The sequence below is a fragment of the Streptomyces sp. NPDC091371 genome (assembly GCF_040684275.1).
Taxonomy (GTDB): Bacteria; Actinomycetota; Actinomycetes; order Streptomycetales; family Streptomycetaceae; genus Streptomyces.
The window spans coordinates 36,305-58,356 of sequence record NZ_JBFBFP010000015.1; the positions used below are offsets into that span (position 1 = coordinate 36,305).

A 22,052-nucleotide genomic window follows, 5' to 3' on the forward strand; every position below is an offset into this window, starting at 1 on the left:
ACTCCGGCCCGGCCTCATACTCGACGAGTCCCGCCGCCCGGCAAGAGAGGTGAGATATGCGGCGCACGACTGGGGATGCCCCAACCGTTCATCTCTGGTCGCTGTCCGAGGACGTGGTCGTCGACGAGGGCTCGGGCGGCGACGCACTGCTGCTCACCAGCCGCTGGGGGCAGGAACGGCTGGACCGGCCCACGCCGGCGGTGCGCGAGGTGCTGCGGCGGATGGAGCTGGGGCCGGTGCTGCTCGCCAATGCCCTGAACGGTCCCGAGGACACGTACCTCTTCACGCTGCCGACGCTCACGAAGCTGTCGCACCTCGTGGTGCGCACGCTCGGCGTGGACGACCTGAAGGGGCCGCTGCTGTCGGTGTTCCCGCTGTCGCCGGCGGCGCCGTCGCTGCTGGTGCGCCGGCCCGGGGCGCGCCGCGTCAGGGTGCCGCGGCACGTGGCGTTCAGCGTGCCGGAGTCGGGGGGCGGGTGCGTGCTGGAGTCGGTGGACTCGCCGCACCGGGTGGTCCTGCACCGGCCGGAGGCGGCGTGGGTGGCGATGACGCTGGCCTGGCCGACCACGCTCGCCGCGGCTTCGGCGGCGCTGCCGCTGCCGCCGAAGGTGACCGAGGACATCATCGAGTACCTGTTCGCGGCCGGGATGGTCGCGGCCGTCGACGAGTCCGCCTGAGCCGTCCGGTCAGACGAGCCAGCCCGCGTCGCGGGCGATGCGGATGGCGTCCACGCGGTTGCGCGCGTTCAGTTTCGCCACGACGGTCGTCAGGTAGTTGCGCACGGTCCCGGTCGAGAGGTGGAGCTCTCCCGCGATCTCGGTGGCCTCGGCCCCCTGCGCCGCCATCCGCAGCACCTCGGTCTCACGGTCCGTCAGCGGGCTTTCGAGTCCGCTCCACGCGGCCAGGGCCAGGTTGGAGTCGATGACCCGCTGGCCGGCCACCACCCGGCGGATGGCGCTGGCCAGTTCCTTCGGGGAGTCGTCCTTCAGGAGGTAGCCCGAGACCTGGGCCGCGAGGGCGCGGCGCAGGGTTCCGGGGCGGCCGAGGCTGGTGAGCATCAGCGTCCGGCACTCGGGGAGGTGCTCGTGGATCTGCACGGCGGCGCTCAGGCCGTCGAGTCCGGGGAGGTCGATGTCGATGACCGCGATGTCCGGCTTGACTTCGAGGGCGGCGGCGAGGATCTCGTCGCCGCGCTCCAGCTCGCTGACGACCTCCAGGTCGTCCTCCAGGTTGAGCAGGGCCACGAGTGCCCCGCGCACCATGTTCATGTCTTCGGCCAACAGGATCCTGATCACCGTCTGAGCCTCCCCCCGTCGGCGCGGTCGATCTTGTCGCCGGAGCATAGCAAGTTGGCCTGTTTCGGTTAGGACTCAGAGGGAAATTGGCGTCGGATCAGAGGGCCAGGCCGAGCTTTTCCTCGTCCGCCGGCTCGTCCGTGTCGTGGTCCGGCTCGGCGTCCGCCCGGACCCTCGCGACCAGCCGGAAGAGACTTCCGGGGCCCTGCTCGACCACCAGTTCGCCGCCCACCGCGCGCACCCTGAGCTCCAGGTTCCCCAGACCGCTGCCGCTGTGCGGGGAGCTGTCCCGGTAACCCTCGGTAGTACCGTCGTTGGTGACCGAAAGCGTCACCAGGCCGTCCTTCTCCACCGCGCTGATCTCACAGCGGCCCGCGCGGCTGTGCCGCAGGATGTTGGTGACGGCCTCCCGCAGCACGGTGGCCAGGACCGTGTCCACCGGTGAGCTGACCGGGCCGAGCCGGATGTCGGTGACCGCGGTGACCTCGGCGGCGCCCAGGACCGAGCGGGCCGAGGCGATCTCCTCCTCCAGGGACATGTCCCGGTACCCGCTGGCGACCCTGCGCACATCGGCGAGGGACTGGCGGGAGATGACCAGCACTTCTTCGATCTCCTGCTTCGCCTTGGCGGGGTGGGCGGAGATCAGGCGGTGGATGAGCTCGCCCTTGAGCTGGATCGCGGACAGGCTGTAGCCGAGCAGGTCGTGCAGGTCCCGGGCGAACCGCAGGCGTTCGCGGGTGACGGCGGCCCGGGTCAGCGCGCCGCGGCTCTCGTGCAGGACGCGGACCAGCTCCGACAGCCGGCTCAGGCCGAAGGTGACCAGTCCGGTCAGCAGGGTGGTCTGCACGATGTAGACGGTGAAGACGGGCGGCTGGCCCTCCAGCAGCGCGGGCACGAGCATGCTGACGCCGACGAGGCCGTACAGGCTCCAGCCCAGCCGTGGGGGCAGGAGCAGCAGCAGGGAGCCCGCCAGGAAGCCGGCCATCGCCCCCCACTGCGATTTCAGCGTGAAGAGCGGGAGGTACGTGAGCACGGCCTGCGCACCGAGGGTGAGCACCTTGCGCGGGGTGGGCGCGTACCTCGCGCCGGGCCGGGAGTGTAAGAGCTGGAGGACGAAGACCGCGACGAGGCAGCCGAGGGCGACCACGAGGCCGCGGCCTTCGACTCCGGCATTGAGGATGTTGAGCGTGGTGATGCCCACGTAGCAGGAAATGGCGACGATGAGGATGACCTGGGCCATGCGCGGTGCGGGCAGGTCCCGACTGCGCCGGAGAATGCCTTCGACTCTCACCGCCTCCGCCAGTTCACCGGAGCTCTTGGCGCGGCGAGTCATGTCAATCCCCCTTCGGCACATACCTGATCGAACGTCAGCGTGAGCATAGGCGAGGGAAGCTTGAGGAGGGTGAAAATTGAGCCTTCACACGAACAGCGGTATGGGGTTGAGCTGGTCATATGCCGTGGGTTCGGGCAACCGGCCGAGCGTTACCGGTACGTCGAAAAGTCGGCCGGGGGCAAATCGCGCCCAAAAGTGGCGCAGCCCCGGAACGATTACTTTCACAACTGGAAGTCTCAAATCCGGTCGGCTTTGATCCAGGATCAGGAGATCCATCCCTTTTTCCCGGACCAACCGCGTAATCATGTGCACGTCATCCAGGAGATCGCCGTTGCGTACCGCCGGCCAGTCCGCCGGGGTCCGGGGCCGCGCCGCGGGATCGGGGACGAGGTAGGGCTGATTGGCCGGGGTCGCCAGGTGCCACCAGGAGAGCGGCTCCGGATCGGTGATCCGGTAGCCCGAGCCGTCCGGGCGTACGTCGGCCACCGCGGGCAGCAGCTGTCCCATCTCCCCCAGCGCGCGGCGCAGTGCCACCCGCGGGTCGAAGTGCGCGCCGAAGCCGAAGACCACGTCCTGGTCCGGCTTGTCGGTACGCCGCGACAGCGCGGCCATCACCGGGACGCCCAGGTCCGACGTGAGGTCCAGGACCCACACCTCCCGGTTCATCCGCCGGTACCCGTCGCGGACCCGCTCGGTCCACTCGTCCGCGAAGGCCGTCAGGTCGACCTCCGGCTGGCGCGTGCGGTTGTACCACCACAGGGCCACCGCGTCCCGCTCCACCAGTTCCAGGAACCCCTGCACGACGGCGTCCTCGGGGCTGCTGCCCGCCGCGTTGCCGTTGGAGTCGGCCATCAGCCCGTCCCCCGCCGGGCCCGTCCCCCGCATGTCGCCCCGCTCGAAGTACAGCATCGAGGTGGGCAGCAGCCGCTGGGCGCCCTCGGTGAGCGACCACACCGGGGTCCACTCGGTGGGCCGGTCCTCGTCGAAGGGGGCGGAGACGTAGTGGAAGCGGGAGTGCTGGGCGTTCCAGTAGTCCCGCTGCGCGTACTGGCGGCTGTCGTACAGCTGGCAGGTGTTGGGGTGCAGGGCGGGCGCGCCCAGCCCGCGCAGGGAGTCCCGTACGACGGGCTCGTCGCCGTGCCGGGTGCCGCTGTAGCGCTCCACCGCCTCGCACAGCGCGCTGGTGCGCGCCTCCTCGTCGGTGGTGCCCTTGCCGCCGTTGAGCGCGCGCAGTCCGGTGCTCAGGCCGGCGAAGGAGGCCGAGGCCATCGCCAGGTTGGGCCCGGACACGTAGGAGGCGGCGAAGTCCGGACAGCCGGGGGCCCGCCGCAACTCCTTGACCACCCCGGCCACCGGGTCCACGAGGTGCCCGTACGTACGCAGCATCTGCGCGGCCGTCAGGGCCCGGTCCCCGCCGCCGGTCGCCGCGGCCTTGGGGCGCGAGACGGGCACGAAGGGGGACATCACCCGGCGGGCCACGAGACCGGGGTCCCCGCAGCCGGCGCACTGCGGGAGCCGGCTCACGGGATGGGTGGCGGTCTTCAGCCGCAGCGTGTCCAAGGTCTGTATGTGTCCCTGCTCGGGGTGGCGCAGCCCGGCCAGCCACTTCGCGCTCTCCAGGACGGCCAGGTTCGCCGCCAGGGCCGTCCCCGCGGCCAGCCCGGCGGCCGGACGCGGGACCGGGCCCTCCAGGCCGAGCGCGCGCCGGACCGGGATCTCGGAGTGGCGGTGGCCGCGCAGCCGCACGGCGAGGCAGTGCCAGCAGGGGCCGTCCTCGGGGAGGAAGAACGGTCCGACCCAGGGGTCGGTGCCGCAGAGCTTGACGGGGAGCCACGGCCGGCCGGCGGCACGGTGGGCGGCGTCCACGGCGGCCAGTTCCGGGGAGAGGTAGTCGTCACAGAGGACGAGGGCGAGGCCGGCGGCGCGGGGGTCCGGGGTGACCGCGATCCCCGACGCTCGGCAGGCGGCGGCCACCGGCGCCGGGTCGATGCCGGGCAGCGCCTCGATCGTGACGGCCGACCGGGCGAGGTCGGCCGCCGCGCGGCCGCCGTCGAGCCCGGCCAGGTCCCAGTACGCCTCGACCTCCGCCCGGCGGGGCGCCGGCACCCGGACGCCCGCGCCGGCCGGCTCCGCGGCGGCCGCCGGCGAGGTGAACCGGATCAGCCCCGCCTCGGCGAGCGCCGCGAGGGCCGCTTCGACGTCCTCGGGGCCCAGGATCCGGGAGGCCTCGCGGTGGACGGCCCCCACGGTGCGGGTCCCGTCGAGCAGCGGTACGAGGATCTCCGCCTCGCTCCCGTGCAGCGCGGTCACTCCGCGCCGGGAGAACAGGTAGGCGGCGTCGTCCGGTACGACCGTCGGCCGCAGGTGGGACTTGAAGCCCACCAGGGCGTCCGCGTCCTCACACGCCGGCGGCTCGGTCGACCGCTCGTTCCCGGCAGGGGTCATGCTCCGAGCCGTCCGGCGCTCGGGGCCGCCGCGTCCATCACCAGCGTCGCCGTGCACACCGAGTAGAGCGCCATCGCGGTATCGGGCACGGCGTCGAGATTTTCGATGACCAGGCCCCGTCTGACGGACTGTGCGGGGGTGGTCGCACAACGGGTGGAGCTGATACGGGCGCCGGCCGAAATGCTGGTCATGGCGTGAGTTCCCTCTGCGTCGTCGAGCGGGTTCCTGTCCGTTCACCGACGATTCTGCGAGGAACCACTGAGGGCTGACAGTGCCGGGCTCACCACCGCGAGATGAAGATTTCACATAGCCCCGGCAGCCCCCTCCGCGCCGCCCTTACAGGGCCCTTACACCGCCCCTGTAGCGGGCCTCCGGGGGCCCTCGCGGGCCTTGGCGGGCCTTTAAGCGAGTGCTTGATGACGATGTTGCCCGCGTACGTCCTCAATACGCTCGCAATTCCAATTCGGATGCTCCCCTTCCCATGCTCGCCTCCCCTTGGAATTCGTGGCGGCACCCGGCCCCGCGAGGAAGAAGGTCCACGTGAACGACACCGCCGACGCACCTCCGTACGGCCGGATCCTGCGGCTGGAAGAGCTCCTGGAGGCCGCGTGCGTCCGCGAGGACGACGTGGAGCGGGTGCTGTTCCTGGCCACCCACCAGTCCTGCGAGATCTTCTTCGCCGTGGTGCTGCGCCACCTGGAGGGCGTACGGGAGGCCCTGGACGCGGGTGACGGCTTCCTCGCGGCCCGCCGCGCGGCGCCCGTGCCCATCATCTTCCGCACCCTCGTGGGGCAGTTCGACGGGCTGGCCACGCTCACCCCGGCCGCCTTCGAAGCCATCCGGACCGCGCTCGGCGAGGCCAGCGGGTTCCAGTCCGCGCAGTTCCGGGAGATCGAGTACCTCTGCGGGCTGCGCGACACCCGCTTCCTGAACACCGCCGGGTTCAGCGCCGCCGAGCGGGACCGGCTGCGCACCCGGCTGGAGGAGCGGTCCGTACAGGAGGCCTGGCACGACTACGTGGCGGCCGGCCCGGACCGGGAGAGCGCCGACGCGGCACGGCGCGTACTGCTCGACTTCGACGAGGCGATGGCGATGTGGCGGGCCCGGCACGCCGTGCTCGCCGAGCGGTTCCTCGGCGGCAGCACCGGCACGGCGGGCTCCGACGGGGCCTCGTACCTGTGGATGGCGGCCCGGCGGCGGGTGCTGCCCGAGGTGTGGGCGGAGCTGGCGTGACCACGGCCGGCCCCGACCTCGACCTGGACTACTCCCCCAGTTCCCTCGTCCCGGACCTCGACGCCCACCTGGCGCGGTACGCGGCCGACAGCGCGCGGGCCCGGCAGACCCTGCGGGTCTACCGGGACGTGCCGTGCGGGCCGCTGCCGGAACAGCGCCTCGACCTGTTCCCGGCGGCCGAACCCGGGGCGCCGCTGATGGTCTTCGTGCACGGCGGCTACTGGCAGGAGCACAGCAGGGCCGAAGCGGCCTTCGCCGCGGCGGACTTCGTGGCGGCGGGCGTGTCGTTCGCGGCGCTCGGCTACGGGCTGGCGCCGCGGCACCGGATGCCCGCGATCACCGCGATGGCGGCCGACTCCGTACGCCGGATCTGCGGCGGCCGCGCCGGGCTGCCGGGCGCGCCCTCGACCGTGCACCTCAGCGGGCACTCCGCCGGGGCGCACCTGGTGGCCTCGGCACTGCTGGACGCGGCTGGCTGGCGGGCGGCCGGGCTGGACCCGGCGGCCGAGGTCGCGTCCGCGACGCTGATCAGCGGCGTGTACGACCTCGAGCCGCTGACGCACACGTACGTCAACGACGCGCTCGGAATGGACGCGGCGGAAGCCCGCGAGCTCAGCCCGCTGCGGTGGCTGCCCGCCGGGGCTGCGGGGCTGCCGCCGCTGGTGATCGCCCGGGGGGTCCGCGAGACCGGGGCGTTCGGGCTGCAGCAGGAGGCGTTCGCGGAGGCGGCGCGGGCCTGCGGGGCGGACGTGACGGAGCTGGTGGTGCCCGGCCGGCACCACTTCGACCTGCCCTTCGACCTCGGGAAGCCGGCCACGGTGCTCGGCGCGGCGGTCGCCCGCCGGATCCGGGGGTGATCCGGGCGCTGCTGCCGCTGCCCGGTCCGGTCGTCGGCGTGGACGTCTTCGGGGACGCCCCGGAAGGCGTGCTGCTGCCGGCCGAGGAGGCAGTGGTGGCCGGGGCCGCGGCGGGCCGGCGGCGGGAGTTCGCCACCGTACGGCACTGCGCGCGCCGGGCGCTGCGCGAGCTCGGCGGGTCGGGTTCGGCCGCGCTGCTGCCGGACGCGGACGGGGTGCCGGGGTGGCCCGACGGGGTCGTGGGCAGCATGACCCACACCCGGGGGTACCGGGCCGCGGCCGTCGCCCGGGCCGCGGACGTGTCCCGGCTCGGCATCGACGCGGAGCCGGACCGGCCGCTGCGGGAGGGTGTCCTGGAGACCATCGCCTCGCCGGCGGAGTCGCGGGAGCTCGGCGGTGGCGGGGGGTGCGTCTGCTGGGACCGGCTGCTGTTCTGCGCGAAGGAGGCCGCGTACAAGGCGTGGTTCCCGCACGCGCGGGTCCGGCTGGGCTTCCGCGACGTGGCGGTGTCGTTCACCGGACCCGCCTCCGCGGGCGGCCGCTTCGAAGCGCGGATCCTGCACGGGGCGGGTGAGCTCCTGCGGGGCCGCTGGGCCGCCGGCGGCGGCATGCTGCTCGCCGTGGTGGCTGCCGGGGCGTAACGGGCCGCCGGTGCCGACGGGGTCGGGTGTGCGGTGGGGCGTCCCCGCAGGGCGTCGAACTGGGCCGCCCTCGGCCCTCCGGCCCCTGGAAACGTTCGACGCCCGAGGAGACGCCCCGGCGCGCGGCCGGCCCCGGCGGCCGCCTGCGTGCGGGCCGCTGCGCGGGGCCTGTCCCCCACCCCGCCCCTTCCCGAAACCGGGGCTCCGCCCCAGACCCCGCGCCTCAAACGCCGGCGAGGCTGGAATGGCCCGGCCAGCGCTGGGATGGTCCGGCCAGTGCTGGAATTGCCAGGGCAGGGTGGTTATTTGGCGGGTGCTTAAGGGGGTGGTTCCGGCGGGGGCGGGGTTTTTAGGCTGCTGGGGGCCTGCGGAGCGCCGCGTCAGACGGCGGAGAGCCGCCCGGGCGAACCACAGGAGGAGCGATGGTCTCAGCACCCCACCCCAGCTCGATCGCCGGCGAGGTCCGGCCGGTCGCGGCGGAATCGGTCGTGCACCTGGTGCGCGACCACGCGCGGACCCGGCCCGACGCGGTGGCCGTCCGTACGGGCCCCGAGCAGGTCACCTACAGGCAGTTGTGGCAGCGGGCGCTCGCCGTCGCCGCCGCGCTCGCCGAGGCCGGGACCGGCCCCGGGGACCGGGTCGCGCTGTGGGCCGACCGTACCGCCGGGACGGTCGCCGGGGCGCTGGGGGCGATGGCCCTCGGGGCCGCGTACGTCCCCATCGACCCGACCCATCCCGGCGAGCGGACGGCGTCCGTCCTGGCGGGGGCGGCTCCGGCCGCGCTGCTCCACGACGGGGCCGCGGGGAGCGGGACGCTGCCCGCGCTGACGGTGCCGGTGATCGACGTACGGGGGCTGTCCCAGAAGCCCGGGCTGCCCGAGCCCTCGCTGCCGAGGGCGGACGACGTCGCGTACGTCGTGTTCACCTCGGGCTCCACCGGCACCCCCAAGGGCGTCATGGTCGAGCACGGCTCGCTCGCCAACTACGTGTCCTGGTGCGGCGACCTGGTGGGCGCCGCGGGCCGCGGCAGTCCGCTCTTCGGCAGTCTCGGCTTCGACCTGGCGATGACCTCGCTGTGGGTGCCGCTCGCCCAGGGCCGTACGGTCACCACGGTCGCAGGGATCTGGGACCAGGAGACGCTGTTCGGCGGAGGCGAAGGGCACTACACCTTCGTGAAGATGACCCCTTCGCACGCCCGGTTCTTCGAGGTGCTGGCGCAGCCCCCGCGCTACGACCGGGTGACGAAGCTCCTGATGTTCGGCGGGGAGGGCCTGGACCCCGCGCTGATCTCCTCGCTCGGCTCCCGGCTGGACGGGGTCCGGCTGGTCAACCACTACGGTCCGACGGAGACGACCATCGGCTGCTGCGCGTACCGCTTCGACCGCGGCAGCCTGCCGTCGACCCCGACCGTGCCGATCGGCCGGCCCGCCTGGAACACCCGGGCGTACGTGGTCGACGAGCAGCTGCGTCCGGTGGCGCCGGGCGCTCCCGGCGAGCTGGTGATCGCGGGGCGGGCGGTCGCCGCCGGGTACCTCGGGGGCGCGGGGGGCGGGAAGTTCCTCGACGAGGGCGAGCTGGGCGGCCCGGCCGGCGGGCGGGCGTACCGGACCGGGGACACCGTGGAGCTGCTGGCGGAGGGCGCGCTGCTCTACCTCGGGCGCGGTGACGACCAGCTGAAGGTCAACGGGTACCGGGTGGAGCTGGGCGAGCTGCGCCACCACGTGCTGTCCGTGCCGGGGGTGGCGGACGCCGCCTTCGACATCGTGCGCGGACCGGTGGACGCGCTGGAGCTGTTCGTCCGGCTCGGCGGGCAGGGGCCGCGGCCCGGCGCGCAGGAGTTCGCGGCGCTGGTCCGCAAGACGCTCGCCGAGGCGCTGCCGTCGGCGCTGGTGCCGGACGCGGTGCACCTGGTGGACGAGATCGTGGTGAACGCCAACGGCAAGACCGACATCGCCGCGACCCGGGCGCGCGCGGGGAGGTAGGGGAGGAAACGGGAAAATTTCACGTCCGGGGGGTTACGAGGTCATCCGCGCGCGTCAGACGCAACTCAGCGGTCCGTCAGCGCGGTCCGGGATTCTCACAGGGCGGGCCGGCCCCCCGCCCTCGAGCGGCGCGGGGCACCGGGGGTGTCCTGTCGCTCAGGCCGCGAGACCGGCCTGGGCGACGGGGCACCCCCGAGCTCGTCCATGACGACTCGGATGACGGAGTGAGCGACGTGTCGAACCCCTTTGACAACCAGGACGGAACCTTCCTCGTGCTGGTGAACGACGAAGGCCAGCACTCCCTCTGGCCCGCCTTCGCGCAGCGCCCCGAGGGCTGGACGGTGGCCCTGGGAGAGGCGCCGCGGGAAGCGGCCCTCGCCTACGTCGAGGAGCACTGGACGGACATGCGTCCCGCGGGGCTCCGCGCGGCCGCCTCCGAGTCCGCCTGATCGGGCACGGATCCGGGGCGGAGGCGGAGGAGGACTGTGGACGTGGACATGGCGATTCGCGCGGAGGGACTGCGCAAGAGCTACGAGAGCCAGGAGGCGCTGGGCGGCGTGGACCTGGAGGTCCCGGCCGGCACGGTGCTGGGCCTGCTCGGCCCGAACGGCGCGGGAAAGACGACCACCGTGCGGATGCTGGCGACGCTGCTCGAACCGGACGGCGGGCATGCGACCGTCGCCGGGTACGACATCGTGCGCGAGGCCTCGGAGGTGCGCAGGCGGATCGGTCTGGCCGGCCAGTACGCGGCGGTGGACGAGATGCTGACCGGCCGCGAGAACCTCGAACTCATCGGCACGCTGGTGCACCTGGGCCGGACGGCGACCCGTGCGCGGGCGCAGGAGCTGCTGGAGCGGTTCGACCTGACCGACGCCGGCGACCGCCAGGCCCGCACCTACTCGGGCGGCATGCGGCGGCGCCTCGACCTGGCGGCCTCGCTGGTCGCGACGCCGTCGGTGCTGTTCCTCGACGAGCCGACCACCGGGCTGGACCCGGTGAGCCGGATGGGTCTGTGGACGGTGGTACGGGACCTGGTCGAGGACGGCGTGACCGTGCTGCTGACCACCCAGTACCTGGAGGAGGCCGACTTCCTCGCGGACCGCATCGCGGTCATCGACTCCGGCCGCGTGATCGCGGAGGGCACCCCGGACGAGCTGAAGCGCAAGGTCGGCGAGGAGCGGCTCGAGGTGGCCGTGGCCGTGCCCGGCCGGCTGCCGGACGCGGTCCGCGCGCTGCGCCGGATCACCGCGGCGGAGCCGTCCGTGGACGCCGCGCGGAGCGTGGTCTCCATCCCGGTCGGCGACGGCCTGGCGACGATCGCGTCGGCCGCCGGGGAGCTGCGCCAAGAGGGCGTGGACGTACGCGACTTCGCGCTGCGCAGGCCCACGCTCGACGACGTCTTCGTCACTCTCACCGGCACTCCGGCCTGACCCGGCCGGCCGGAAGCACGTTTTCGGACTACGGGGGCTGCACTGTGCAAAGGATCCATTTCACCGCTGCCGACGTCGCACGGACCCGCCTGAAGATCACCGCGGGGCCGCTGGTCGAGTCGGCGTTCGCGTACGGACTGCTCGGACGGGGTGTCAGCACCCCGTTCGCGCGCTGGCGCAGCCAGGTCGGGGACCGGCTGCGGCCGGTCCCCGGGCGGCTGCCGGGCGGGCCCGGCACGGACGGCGAGGCCGGCCTCGGCGCCCTGTTGCGGATCATCGAGCAGGGCGCCGCGGGCAGTGAGCTCACCCGGGTCTGGCAGGCCGCGGTGGCTCCGTACTGGGAGCACCTGCTGGCCTTCCTGGAGGTCGAGTGCGAGGCCCGGGGCCGGGTGCTGATGGGCGGCGGAGCCGAACTGCTGCTGACCACGCTGCACTCGCGGATCACCTGGCGGCCGCCGGTGCTGGAGATCCACGACGCGCCCGACGAGGACATCCACCTGGACGGGCGCGGTCTGGTGCTCGCCCCGTCGGTGTTCCTGGCGCACCGGGCGGGCCGGGTCACGCGGCGCTTCGACCGGTCCGCGCCGGTGGTGCTGGCGTTCGCCGCGCCGCCGGACAGCTACCAGGCGACCGCGCTGTGGGACAAGCCGGACGGCAGCGGGCAGTCGCTGGGGGCCCTGGTCGGGCAGACCAGGGCGGCCGCGCTGCACGTGCTGCGGGCCAGCTGCACCACCACGCAGCTCGCGGACCGGCTCGGCATCTCGGCGGCCGGCGCCAGCCAGCACACCGCGGTACTGCGCCGGACCGGCCTGATCACCACCCGGCGGGTCCGCAACACCGTGCTGCACACCCTGACCCCGCTCGGCGCGGCGCTGCTCAAGGGCATGAGCGGGCAGCCGGCCGCGGCCGCACCGCACCGGGCGCACGCGGCGCCGGCCGCGGCCCCGGCGGGCGCGCTCCAGCCCGCGTCCTGACGTACGCCTGCGCCACGCACGCCAACGGCCGCCCCCGGCACGGATTTCCGTGCCGGGGGCGGCCGTTGCTCATGGGCGGGGGCTACTCCTTGATGCCGGCCAGGTCGCCCGGCCGGCCGCGCAGGACCGCGCCGGCCGACAGCAGGGTGGTGGCCAGGGTCAGGCCCAGTGCCCCGCCGACCACCGTGACGAAGATCCACGGGGAGCCGGTCGGGAGGGTCGTGCCCAGCACGCTCATGCTGAACGGCACCAGGGTCAGCAGGGCGACCAGGAGGCCGAGGACGATGCCCGCCACCGAGACCAGGACCGCCTCCATGGCCATCATCTGCATCACCTGCCGGCGGGTGGCGCCGATCAGCCGCTGGAGCATGAACTCGCGGCGCCGCTCGGTGGTGGCCAGCACCTGGGTGTTGACCAGGGCGATCGTCGCGTAGCCGACGACCACCGCGAGGACCAGGTAGGCCATCCAGGACTGGGTGTCGCTGTTGTCCGCCGCGACGGCGGTCAGCGCCTGCCGGTCGGTGACGCGCAGTCCGGGCTGCTTGTCGGCGAGGGTGCGCAGCGAGGCGTCCAGGGCCGCCCGGTCGGTGCCCGGGGCGGCGCTCACCATGATCTGCGGGACCAGGCCCGCGTCGGTGTGCCCGACCAGGACGGACGCCGGGACCAGCGCGGTCTCGTAGCCCCGCTTGCCGTCGACGGTGGCGACCAGCTTCAGGTCGACGCGGGTGCCGTCGCCCAGGCGCATCGGGACGGTGTCGCCGATCTTCCGGTCGCCGGCGTACCGGGCGGGGAGGGCGACGGTGTCGCCGCGCAGGCCGTCGAGGCTGCCGGAGGCGGCCTTGAACGAGGTGGTCGCGGCCACGCCCTCGGGGGTGACGCCCTGCAGCGACACCTCGGTGGGCTGCGGTGCGCCGGACTCGCCGTCACCGCCGTTCGCGGTCGGGTCGACCGGTACGTCGGGCTCGATGAAGCCGAGGCTGGGGACCTGGGCGGAGGCCGCCGCGACCCCGGGCAGGTTCCGGATCGCGTCCACCGTCTCCAGCGGCATGCCGCCGGAGACGGAGGTGACCACCGCGTCGGCCCGCAGGCTCTCGTCGAACGCCTGGTCGGCGCCGTCGGCCTGGGTGGTCTGCATGTAGATCAGGCCGACGGCGAGACCGGTGGCGAGCATCACCGGCATCACCGCCGCCGCGAGCCGGGCCGTACGGGCCTTGGCGTTGCGGGTGGCGAGGTGGCCGGAGAGGCCGGACACCGCGCGCACGGGGCGGCGCAGCCCCGCGGTGATGGCGCGGGCCAGTACCGGGCCGAGGAGGCCGAAGCCGGTCGTCCACACCATGGCCGCCGGGGTGGCGACGCTGCCGGCGTCCGGGCCGTCCATGCCGGCCGTGCCGACGGCCAGGGCGACGCCGCCGACCAGGCACAGCAGGCCCAGGACCGAGCGGAAGCCGCTGAACCAGCGGCGCTGCAGGCCCGCTTCGGCGAGCGCCTCGGTGGGCCGGGTGCGGGCGGCGCCGTTGGCCGCGATGAACGCGGCGCCGACCGCGGTGACGAAGGCGGTGCCCACGCCGACGATCAGCGGGACGGATCCCGCGCGGAAGACGATCGAGTCCGGCACCACGCCGGCGTCGGCGAAGGCGCCCAGCAGCCAGCGCCCCACCCGGGGGCCCGGGATGCAGGCCAGGGCGGTCGCGATGGCCGCCAGCAGGACGGTCTCGCCCAGGATCAGCCGGCGCAGCTGGCCGGGGGTGGTGCCGATGGCGCGCAGCAGCGCCATTTCGCGCTGCCGCTGCTGGATGGACAGGCCGAGGGTGGAGGAGGCGACGAACACGGTGACCATGGCGGAGAGTCCGCCGAAGGCGGCGGCGAGCGGGATCAGGTCGCTGCCGTCGTCGATGACGCCCGGGTTCTCGGCGCGGCCCCGCTCGTCACCGGTCAGGACGGACACCTGCAGGCCGTCGACCGCCTTGCGGATGCCGTCGGCGACGGCGGCGAGGTCCGCGCCGGGGGCCGGGAAGACGCCGATGTTGTCGACCTTGCCGGACAGTCCGGCGGCGATCTGGGCCTCCTGGGCGGCGGTGTCGGCGAGGAAGACCCCGTTGGGCTCGCCGTTGCCGGCCGCCAGGCCGGAGACCTCGTAGCTCTTCGACGTACCGCCTGAGCGGATCTCGACCTTGGCGCCGGGCCGCAGGCCCGTCTGCTGGGCGAGCCGGGTGTCCAGGACGACCTGGCCGGCGGTCGCGGGCGGGGCGCCCTCGGTGATCCGGTACGGGGTGAGGGCGGCGGAGGACCAGCCGTGGCCGGCGATCTGCGCGGCCCGGCCGGCGTTGCCGGCCGGGGCGAGGGCGCCGGGGAAGGTCACGTCGGCCGCGGTGCCCTTCACCCCGGGCACCGCGGCGATCTTCTGGGCGAGCGCGGCGTCGAACCGGACCCGCTCGGGGAAGACCATCTCGCTGGAGGTGCCGAGGTAGCGCTGCTCCCCGGTGACGACGACGGGGGCCGCGGCCAGCCGCTGGGGCGGGGCGGCGTTGTGGATGCCCGTCTCCAGCAGGCCGCCGCAGGCCACGACGATGGTCGCGCCGAAGAACAGCGCGATGAACGAGGCGATGAATCCGCCCTTGTGGTAGCGCAGTGTGCGCAGCGCGATCCTGATCACAGCAGCGTCCCGTGTGCCGCGCCGACGGGGGTGGCCGCCGGGCGGGTGCCCCAGGCGCCCAGGTGGGTCATGCGCTCGGCGACCTGGTCGGCGGTGGGCCGGTCCAGGTGGTCGACGATGCGGCCGTCCGCGAGGAACAGCACCCGGTCGGCGTGCGAGGCGGCGACCGGGTCGTGCGTGACCATCACGATGGTCTGGCCCGCCTGTTCGACGGCCTCGCGGAGCAGGGTCAGCACCTCGCGCGCCGTGTAGGTGTCCAGGGCGCCGGTCGGCTCGTCACCGAAGATGACGGCCGGCCGGGTGATGAGCGCCCGGGCGATGGCGACGCGCTGCTGCTGGCCGCCGGAGAGTTCGCCGGGGCGCCGGTCCTCCCGGCCGCCGAGCCCGACCCGCTCCAGCACCTCGGCCACCGCGCCCTTCTGGGGCCGCTTGCCGGCGAGCCGCAGCGGCAGGGTGACGTTGTCGAGGACGGACAGGGCGGGCAGCAGGTTGAACGCCTGGAAGATGAAGCCGATGCGCTCGCGCCGGAACTTGGTCAGTTCCCGCTCCTTGAGCCGTGCCAGGTCGACACCGTCCAGCAGGACCGAACCCGAGGACGGACGGTCCAGCCCCGCCGCGCAGTGCAGGAAGGTGCTCTTGCCGGATCCGGAGGGTCCCATCACCGCGGTGAAGGTGCCCCTGTCCAGGCCGATGCTCACGTTGTCGAGAGCGGTGACCTCGTTCTTCGCACCGCCGTAGACCTTCGTCACGGATTCCAGGCGGACGACGTGCCGACCCTGCGGGTCCGGTGTCCCTGTCATGGGTTTTCCTTCTGCTGGGGCCGGCCCCGGGCGGGGCCGGCTGGGGGAGGGGTCAGGTCTGGGACGGGTCAGGTCTGCGACCAGGAGCGGAACTGCCGCTGCCCGTACAGGAGCGGCGGACGGATGTGCTGCCGGGTTATCCGGCGGGCCTCGCCGAAGACGGTGACGTGGTCGCCCATCCGCTGGGTCAGCACGACCTCGCAGTCCGCGACGGTGTGGGCGTCCCGGACGAGGTGCGGCCCGCCCGCGCCGGGCGGCTGGTCCCAGGGCACCAGCGCGAACCGGTCCGGGTTTCCGGAGGCGAACAGCTCGGCGGTCTCCTGGCCCTGCGCGTGCAGGAAGTTGACGGAGAACGAGCCGGAGTTGAGGAGGGCCTGGAGGGTCGGGCTGCCGGCGCGGAGGCAGACGAGCAGGGTGGGCGGGGCGAGGGAGACGCTGGTCACCGAGGAGCAGGTCATCCCGCGCGGTTCGCCGTCCAGGTCTCGGGTGGTGACGGCGCAGACCCCGGTGGGGAACTCGCTCATCAGCGAGCGGAACGCGTCGGGTGACGCCTGTGTGGAGGTCGTCGCGGTGGGTTGGGTGGTCATCGGGTGCTGCCTTCCGTCGCCAGGACGCGCTGGGGTTCGGCCGTGCCGGTCTTCTCGGTGTTCTCGCTCTGCTCGTTCTTCTCGTTCTCCGCGGCCCGGTCGCGCGTCGCGCCGCGTTCCCGGTGGTCGAGGAGGCCGAGCAGCGGGCCGGTCAGGGCCGTGGTGACGAGGGCCATCACGACCAGGGCCAGGACCAGGGGTGCGGTGAGGATCCCGGCGCTGAACCCGGCCTGGAGGACGATCAGTTCGGTCAGGCCGCGGGTGTTCATGAGGACCGCGACCCGGCGGGCGTCGGCAGGCGGGCGGCCGCCGATCCGGGCTCCCAGGTAGCCGCCGAAACCCTTGCCCACGCAGGCGAGCAGGGTGGTGGACAGGATGAGCACCCAGGACGCCTGCGAGAAGCTGCCGTTCAGGACGGTGACTCCGGTGACCACGAAGAACGCGGGTACCAGCAGGCGTCCGGAGCGGGCGATGCCGTCGACGGCGGGCGCCCAGGGGGCGTCCTTGTCCTGGGGGATCGCGAAGCCCACCAGCGCGGCCCCGACGATGGCGGTCATGCCCATCTTCTCCATGGCGATCGCCACCGCGAGGGTGGCCACCGCCAGTACGACGGCGAAGGTGCGCGGGGTCTTCCCGTACGCCCGGCGGGCGAGGGGGGTGCGCAGCGAGAACCGGATCGCCAGCGCGCACACGGCGCCGACCGCCAGCGCGAGCGCCGAGCGGAGGAAGCCCCCGAGGCTCCCCTCGCCCAGGCTGATGGCGAGCATGCACAGCAGCCAGCCGACGGCGTCCACGGTGATGGCCGCGCCGAGCGCGATCCGGCCGGCCGAGGATTCGCTCATGCCGCGGTCGGTGAGGATCCGGGCCATCACCGGTACGGCGGTGATGGACATGGCCACGGCGACCATGAGGACGAAGGCGGGCAGCGGGGCGTCACCGCGGGCCGCGGTGTCGTCGGTGACGAGGACCAGCCCCGCCAGCAGCAGGCCGCTGACGAGCGGCGCGACCAGGGAACCGGCCGCCACCCACACGGTGGTGCGGCGGGACTGCGCCCCCGGGCCGGTCTGGAGCTTGTGGGCCAGGCCGACGAGGAAGAGCGCGAGGGCGGCCTTGGAGATGAGCTTGAGGGTGTCCAGTACCGGGCCCGGGAGCACGTTCGCGAAGGCCCCGGGGCCCATCAGGTACAGGGCCGCCGGGCCGGCCAGCAGGCCCGCCGTGATCTCGCCGATCACCTCGGGCTGGCGCAGCAGGCGGGCGGCGGCCCGGCCCGCCCAGGCCAGCAGCAGGATCACGACGAGGATCGCGAGGACGTGCGCGGTGCGGGTCAGGAGTTCGATGACTTCCATGGATTCGGGCCCTTTCCGGCCGGCGGACCGATGTCAGGCGACGCGCATCTGCGCGAAGTAGTCGTAGGCCTTGGGCAGGACCTCGGCGAGACGGCGGGTCTTGTCCCGGATCGCCTCGAACTCGCGCTCCGCGACGCTCGGGTCCGACAGTGCGAGCGCCGGGGAGGGCTTGAGGTCGATGCCGCCCATGCCCAGGAGGATGCACATGTAGGAGTACGGCGGCAGGCCGTGGTAGTAGGGGTAGACCGTCTCGGAGTCCGGGAGCTGCGTCTTCCACTTCTCGATGCGGGCGGCCAGGGACTCGGGGATCGCCCGGGTCTTCGCGTCGCGCCAGTACTGGGTGTCGTTGCGCTTGGCGGCGACGTAGTGCAGGACGAGGAACTCGCGGACGCCGTCCATGACGTGGGCGATGGAGTCGTTGTACAGCTCGCGCTGGACCGGGTTCCAGTCGTCGCCGGGGAAGTTCTTGGCGAGCTGCTCGATCGCGTGGTGGATGAAGAAGATGCCGGTGGACTCGAGGGGCTCGACGAAGCCGCTGGACAGGCCGATGGCGACGCAGTTCTTGACCCAGGAGTTCTCGCTGCGGCCGATCCGCATGTTGATGTGGTTGGCGGGGACGTCCGCGGCGGCCGGGCCGACGAACTCGCGCAGGGTGCGCTCGGCCTCCTCCGGGGAGATGTAGTCCTTGGCGTACACGTAGCCGGTGCCGACGCGGCCCATCAGCGGGATCGTCCAGATCCAGCCGGCGTCCTGGGCGGTGGCGGTGGTGCACGGCAGGATGCCGCGGCGCTCCATGTCCATCGGGACCTGGAGGGCGACGGCGCTGTCGTTGGGGAGCGTGTCCTTGTACGAGATGAAGGGGGTTTCGAGGGCCTGGTTGATGAGCAGCCCGCGGAAGCCGGTGCAGTCGATGTAGAGGTCGCCGGTGATGTCGCCGTGCTCGGTGGTGGCGACGCCGGAGATCCAGCCGCGCTCGTCGAGCTTGACCTCCTCGACGTGGTCGACGACGTGCTTGACGCCGCGCTCGATCGAGTACTTCGTGAGGTACTTGGCCAGCAGGGCCGCCTCGAACTGGTAGGCGTACGGGAACTGCGTCTTGCCCTGGTGCTCGGACATGGTGAGTCCGGCCATCTCGTCCGCGCCCTCGACGAACGGCGAGTCGATGAGCGTGCCGTCCTCCTGGCGCGGGCTGAGGCCGGCGTCGATGACCGAGGCCATGACGAAGCAGTCCTTGTCGAAGCGGTCCGTCGGACCGTTCTGCAGCCACCAGTCCGTCAGCGGGAAGCCGTTGACGGACCGCATCTGCTCGAACGGGTGGTAGAAGTAGTGGCCTTTCTCCCGCCAGTTCTCGAACTTGACGGCGAGTTTGTACGTGGCGTTGCAGGCCGGCATCCAGTCCTTCTCCTTGAGTCCGAGGAACTCGAAGAAGTGCCGGATGTCGCTGAAGGTCGCCTCGCCCACTCCGACCGCGCCGACGTGGCCGGACTCGACCAGCGTGACGTCTATGCGGTCCCCGAACGCGGCCTTGAAGTACGAGGCCGTCATCCAACCCGCGGTGCCGCCGCCCACAATCACGATCTTGTTGAGCATCCCAATGACTCCCATTCGCTGACTGATCGCGGATGACCCGGAGCCTAGGAACGGGACGCGGTCCGGCACAGGCCCTTAAGCGCTCGGCAAATGTCACAGGCGGGGCACGAATTCCGGACACGTTTTCGTCCGTCAGCGCCCTGTCAGGGAGGGTCGGCAGTATGCCGTGAGGACACCTCCCCGGCAAGAGCGACGACCCGGCCATACCACGTGGCCGGATTTCGGCTGCCCGGATGGTATTTCCCCCGATCGGTTGACCCGGGACAGCATGAGGGCCTGCCGATACCAACGGGGGTTGAACAAGTGGAAATCAACGTACTCGGTTCCGTGTCCCTTTCCTGGGGAGACCGTACGTATGCCATGGCCTCGAAGCGGGTGACCTCGCTCCTGACGTTCCTGGCCCTTTCTCCGCGCACCACGGTGACGTCCGACCAGATCGAGGACGAGCTCTGGGCCCACCAGCGGATGACCAACGCCCGCAACGCCCTGCAGGCCAACGTGCTCCGGCTGCGCAAGTACCTGGAGTCCCTCACCGGGATGAAGGGCACGGAGCTGATCCGCACCGTCGGCAGCGGCTACCTGCTGGACCTGGCGCCCGAACGCGTCGACGCGCACCGCTTCCTGCGGCACGCCGAGAACGGCGCCGCGCTGGTCCACGTGGACCCGGAGCGGGCCATCGTCGAGCTGGAGCGGGCGCTCGCACTGTGGCGGGGGCCGGCCCTGATGGACTCGGTGGACGGGGTGCGGATCCGGCTGGCCGCCGCCCACCTGGAGGAACGCCGGATCACCGCCTACGAGGACCTGATCACGGCCCTGCTGACCGTCGACGCGCACCGCATCTCGGTCCCGGAGCTGCGCCAGCTGGCCGTCGAGCACCCCGAGCGGGAGCGGCTGAGCGAGCTGCTGATGCTGGCCCTGTACCGGGAGGGCAGGCAGGCCGAGGCGCTGGAGGTGTTCCACGGGGCGCGGCGCCGGCTCGCCGGGGACCTGGGGCTGGAGCCCGGCCGCGCGCTGAACCGGGCGTACCAGGCGATCCTCGAGCAGGACGACGTGCTCGGGGAGCCCCGTCAGGCCCTGGTCTATGCCGGCCGCCGGGGCTGAGGCCGGGGTCCGCCTTCCGCTCTGTTCTTCCACTGTTCCGCCGCTGTCGTCCCGCTGAGGTTTCGCGGGTGCCCCTTGTCCGGAAGCGGAATGCCGATACGGTGAAAGGACCGGTTCAGTCCGCAGGCCTCTTTCCGCCTGGATGTCCGGACCCGAGAAAATCCGGGGACGGCCCACCCCGGCGGCAGTGGACCTGCGGACTGAATTCCCATTTCCGGGAACCGCCGACGGGGGGCAGGACATGGAACTCGAATTGCGTCACGCTCGCATTGTCGTCACGATCAACACCGCCGGGAGCATTTCCGCCGGAGCACAGGAACTGGGCCTTCCACAGCCGAGCCTCACCGCACAACTGCGCCGAATCGAAAGGGCGGTCGGCGGTGACCTCTTCGTGCGTTCCCGGTCCGGGGTGACGCCGACCGAGCTGGGCGCGCGGCTGGTCCCGCGGCTGGCCGACCTGGTCCGGCGGGCGGACGAGGTGATGGCCGAGGCGCTGGCCGTCTCCGGCGGCCCGCTGCGGCTGGGATGCACCGAGTGGACGCCGCCGACGCTGCGCGGCGCCCTCCAGGCCGCGCTGCCGGACGCCGCCGTGCAGACGCAGACGCTGAACCCGGCGGCCGCCGTGGAGGCGGTGCAGCGCGGGGCGCTGGCCGCCGCCCTGGTGCCCCGGGTGCCCGAGCCGGCCGGGGGCGCGCCGGCCGGCGACGTCGACGGCGGGGAACCCGCCCTGGGCCGCGCCCTGATCGTGCGGGAGCCGGTGTGGCTGGCCGTCCCGCACGGCCATCCGCTCACGGCCCGCGCGTCCGTCGGGGCGGAGGAGCTCACGGAACTCGCCGACCGCGCGGGCCTGGCCTGGGTGCGCTCCTCGCAGGACCACTGGTTCCGCACCGTGGAGCGGCGGGTCCTGGGCGGCGCCGCGCCCGGACGGGTGCTGCACCACGTCAACAGCCACCAGGAGGCCATGAACTGGGTGCGGGACATGGACGTGGCCGCCCTCACGACACCCTCCGGGGCGACGCCCGGCGTGGCCCTGGTCCCGGTGACCGGGAGCGAGCGGGTGGAGCTGGCCGTGCTGTGGCGCGGCAGCGCCGTGTCCCGCGAGACGCTGCACACCCTGGTCGACACCGTACGCGCGTACTACTGCGGCTACGCCCGCTCCCGGCCGGCGTACTGGTCCTGGATCCAGGAGCACCGCGAGGAGTTCAGGGAGCTCGGACGCCACCTCCCGCAGCCCGTCGGCGCCTAGTGCTGTGACCGGCAAGGTTCACCGGGTCACGGCGCCCGGCACGGCACCTCGCTGCGTTGTCGGACCGCGCAAGTACGTCCAGTACGAGCCGCGGCCCTCCGCCTTGCGATGCACCGCACCGGACACCGCGCCCCGGCAAACCTTTCCGGCCACAGCACTAGTCGCCACCCCAGCGGGAGTTCAGAACGGCGTCAGAGGGGCGTCAGGGCGGTCGGCCAGCATCTGCGGCATGACAACTGCAGCGAACGGCCTCGACCTCGAATCCCGCGACCGGATCAAGGAGATCATCTGCGACATCCTGGAGATCGATCCCTCGGAGATGACCGACACCAGCCGCTTCAAGGAAGACCACGAAGCGGACTCCATGGGGGCCATCGAGATCCTCTCCCAGCTGGAGCGGATCTTCGGCACCGACATCGACCAGGCCGAGCTCTCCCGGATGGTCAACCTCGCCGCCGTCATCACGGTCGTCGAGGAAGCCATAGCCGCCAAGTCCGAAGCGGCCAACTAGGCCACGGCGCGTACGACTACGACGGGAG

The 22,052-nt window shown here is 72.9% G+C and carries 20 protein-coding genes; 11 read left to right on the forward strand and 9 right to left on the reverse strand.

All coding sequences use genetic code 11. From position 1 onward, the window contains the following. Positions 1–56: 56 nt before the first annotated feature. Entirely contained in the window at positions 57–677 is a 621-nt protein-coding gene (locus tag AB0O21_RS18505; protein ID WP_365172197.1) for an NADH oxidase, read from the forward strand. 9 nt (positions 678–686) lie between these two features. Here AB0O21_RS18505 and AB0O21_RS18510 read toward each other — a convergent pair whose 3' ends face one another. The 4 genes from AB0O21_RS18510 to AB0O21_RS18525 form a co-directional block, all read right to left on the reverse strand. Next, positions 687–1,295: a response regulator transcription factor gene (locus tag AB0O21_RS18510; protein ID WP_365172198.1), complete on the reverse strand. Its 609-nt coding sequence runs from the start codon at positions 1,293–1,295 to the stop codon at positions 687–689. 97 nt (positions 1,296–1,392) lie between these two features. Further along, positions 1,393–2,628, reverse strand: a complete 1,236-nt coding sequence (locus tag AB0O21_RS18515; protein ID WP_365172199.1) for a histidine kinase — start codon at positions 2,626–2,628, stop codon at positions 1,393–1,395. A gap of 84 nt (positions 2,629–2,712) precedes the next feature. Next, a complete protein-coding gene (locus AB0O21_RS18520) occupies positions 2,713–5,073 on the reverse strand; it encodes a TOMM precursor leader peptide-binding protein (RefSeq protein ID WP_365172200.1) in 2,361 nt (786 codons plus the stop codon). After that, positions 5,070–5,264 (reverse strand): hypothetical protein, encoded by a 195-nt coding sequence (locus AB0O21_RS18525; RefSeq protein WP_365172201.1) that lies wholly within the window; start codon positions 5,262–5,264, stop codon positions 5,070–5,072. The genes AB0O21_RS18520 and AB0O21_RS18525 overlap by 4 nt, the downstream gene beginning before the upstream one ends. A gap of 349 nt (positions 5,265–5,613) precedes the next feature. Between AB0O21_RS18525 and AB0O21_RS18530 the strand changes: the two genes are divergently transcribed. The 7 genes from AB0O21_RS18530 to AB0O21_RS18560 all read left to right on the forward strand — a co-directional run bounded on the left by AB0O21_RS18530 (position 5,614) and on the right by AB0O21_RS18560 (position 12,190). Next, positions 5,614–6,306 (forward strand): tryptophan 2,3-dioxygenase family protein, encoded by a 693-nt coding sequence (locus AB0O21_RS18530; RefSeq protein ID WP_365172202.1) that lies wholly within the window; start codon positions 5,614–5,616, stop codon positions 6,304–6,306. Further along, entirely contained in the window at positions 6,303–7,163 is an 861-nt protein-coding gene (locus AB0O21_RS18535; protein WP_365172203.1) for an alpha/beta hydrolase, read from the forward strand. Before AB0O21_RS18530 ends, AB0O21_RS18535 begins: the two co-directional genes overlap by 4 nt. Next, a complete protein-coding gene (locus tag AB0O21_RS18540) occupies positions 7,160–7,804 on the forward strand; it encodes a 4'-phosphopantetheinyl transferase superfamily protein (RefSeq protein WP_365172204.1) in 645 nt (214 codons plus the stop codon). The genes AB0O21_RS18535 and AB0O21_RS18540 overlap by 4 nt, the downstream gene beginning before the upstream one ends. 422 nt (positions 7,805–8,226) lie before the next feature. Next, positions 8,227–9,786 (forward strand): amino acid adenylation domain-containing protein, encoded by a 1,560-nt coding sequence (locus tag AB0O21_RS18545; protein WP_365172205.1) that lies wholly within the window; start codon positions 8,227–8,229, stop codon positions 9,784–9,786. Between the two features lie 233 nt (positions 9,787–10,019). Continuing rightward, the gene (locus AB0O21_RS18550; protein ID WP_365172206.1) at positions 10,020–10,235 is read left to right on the forward strand and encodes an MbtH family protein; all 216 of its coding nucleotides are present in this window, start codon (positions 10,020–10,022) and stop codon (positions 10,233–10,235) included. A 48-nt stretch (positions 10,236–10,283) separates the two neighbouring features. Beyond that, entirely contained in the window at positions 10,284–11,216 is a 933-nt protein-coding gene (locus tag AB0O21_RS18555) for an ATP-binding cassette domain-containing protein (protein WP_365172293.1), read from the forward strand. 44 nt (positions 11,217–11,260) lie between these two features. Next, positions 11,261–12,190 (forward strand): winged helix-turn-helix domain-containing protein, encoded by a 930-nt coding sequence (locus tag AB0O21_RS18560; RefSeq protein WP_365172207.1) that lies wholly within the window; start codon positions 11,261–11,263, stop codon positions 12,188–12,190. An 82-nt stretch (positions 12,191–12,272) separates the two neighbouring features. On the opposite strand, the gene AB0O21_RS18565 is transcribed toward AB0O21_RS18560, so the two are convergent. From AB0O21_RS18565 to AB0O21_RS18585, 5 genes are all read right to left on the reverse strand, one after another. After that, entirely contained in the window at positions 12,273–14,843 is a 2,571-nt protein-coding gene (locus AB0O21_RS18565) for an FtsX-like permease family protein (RefSeq protein WP_365172208.1), read from the reverse strand. Beyond that, positions 14,840–15,643 (reverse strand): ABC transporter ATP-binding protein, encoded by an 804-nt coding sequence (locus AB0O21_RS18570; RefSeq protein ID WP_365172209.1) that lies wholly within the window; start codon positions 15,641–15,643, stop codon positions 14,840–14,842. The genes AB0O21_RS18565 and AB0O21_RS18570 overlap by 4 nt, the downstream gene beginning before the upstream one ends. Before the next feature lie 68 nt (positions 15,644–15,711). Continuing rightward, on the reverse strand, positions 15,712–16,230 hold the full coding sequence (locus AB0O21_RS18575) for a flavin reductase family protein (RefSeq protein WP_365172210.1): 519 nt from the start codon (positions 16,228–16,230) through the stop codon (positions 15,712–15,714). Next, positions 16,227–17,576: a cation:proton antiporter gene (locus AB0O21_RS18580; RefSeq protein WP_365172211.1), complete on the reverse strand. Its 1,350-nt coding sequence runs from the start codon at positions 17,574–17,576 to the stop codon at positions 16,227–16,229. Before AB0O21_RS18580 ends, AB0O21_RS18575 begins: the two co-directional genes overlap by 4 nt. Before the next feature lie 33 nt (positions 17,577–17,609). Next, a complete protein-coding gene (locus AB0O21_RS18585; protein WP_365172212.1) occupies positions 17,610–19,166 on the reverse strand; it encodes a tryptophan halogenase family protein in 1,557 nt (518 codons plus the stop codon). A gap of 360 nt (positions 19,167–19,526) precedes the next feature. On the opposite strand from AB0O21_RS18585, the gene AB0O21_RS18590 reads away from it, so the two are divergent. From AB0O21_RS18590 to AB0O21_RS18600, 3 genes are all read left to right on the forward strand, one after another. Then, the gene (locus AB0O21_RS18590; protein ID WP_365172213.1) at positions 19,527–20,267 is read left to right on the forward strand and encodes an AfsR/SARP family transcriptional regulator; all 741 of its coding nucleotides are present in this window, start codon (positions 19,527–19,529) and stop codon (positions 20,265–20,267) included. A 241-nt stretch (positions 20,268–20,508) separates the two neighbouring features. Further along, positions 20,509–21,513 (forward strand): LysR family transcriptional regulator, encoded by a 1,005-nt coding sequence (locus AB0O21_RS18595; protein WP_365172214.1) that lies wholly within the window; start codon positions 20,509–20,511, stop codon positions 21,511–21,513. Positions 21,514–21,742: 229 nt separating this feature from the next. Next, a complete protein-coding gene (locus AB0O21_RS18600) occupies positions 21,743–22,024 on the forward strand; it encodes an acyl carrier protein (RefSeq protein WP_365172215.1) in 282 nt (93 codons plus the stop codon). Positions 22,025–22,052: the final 28 nt, after the last annotated feature.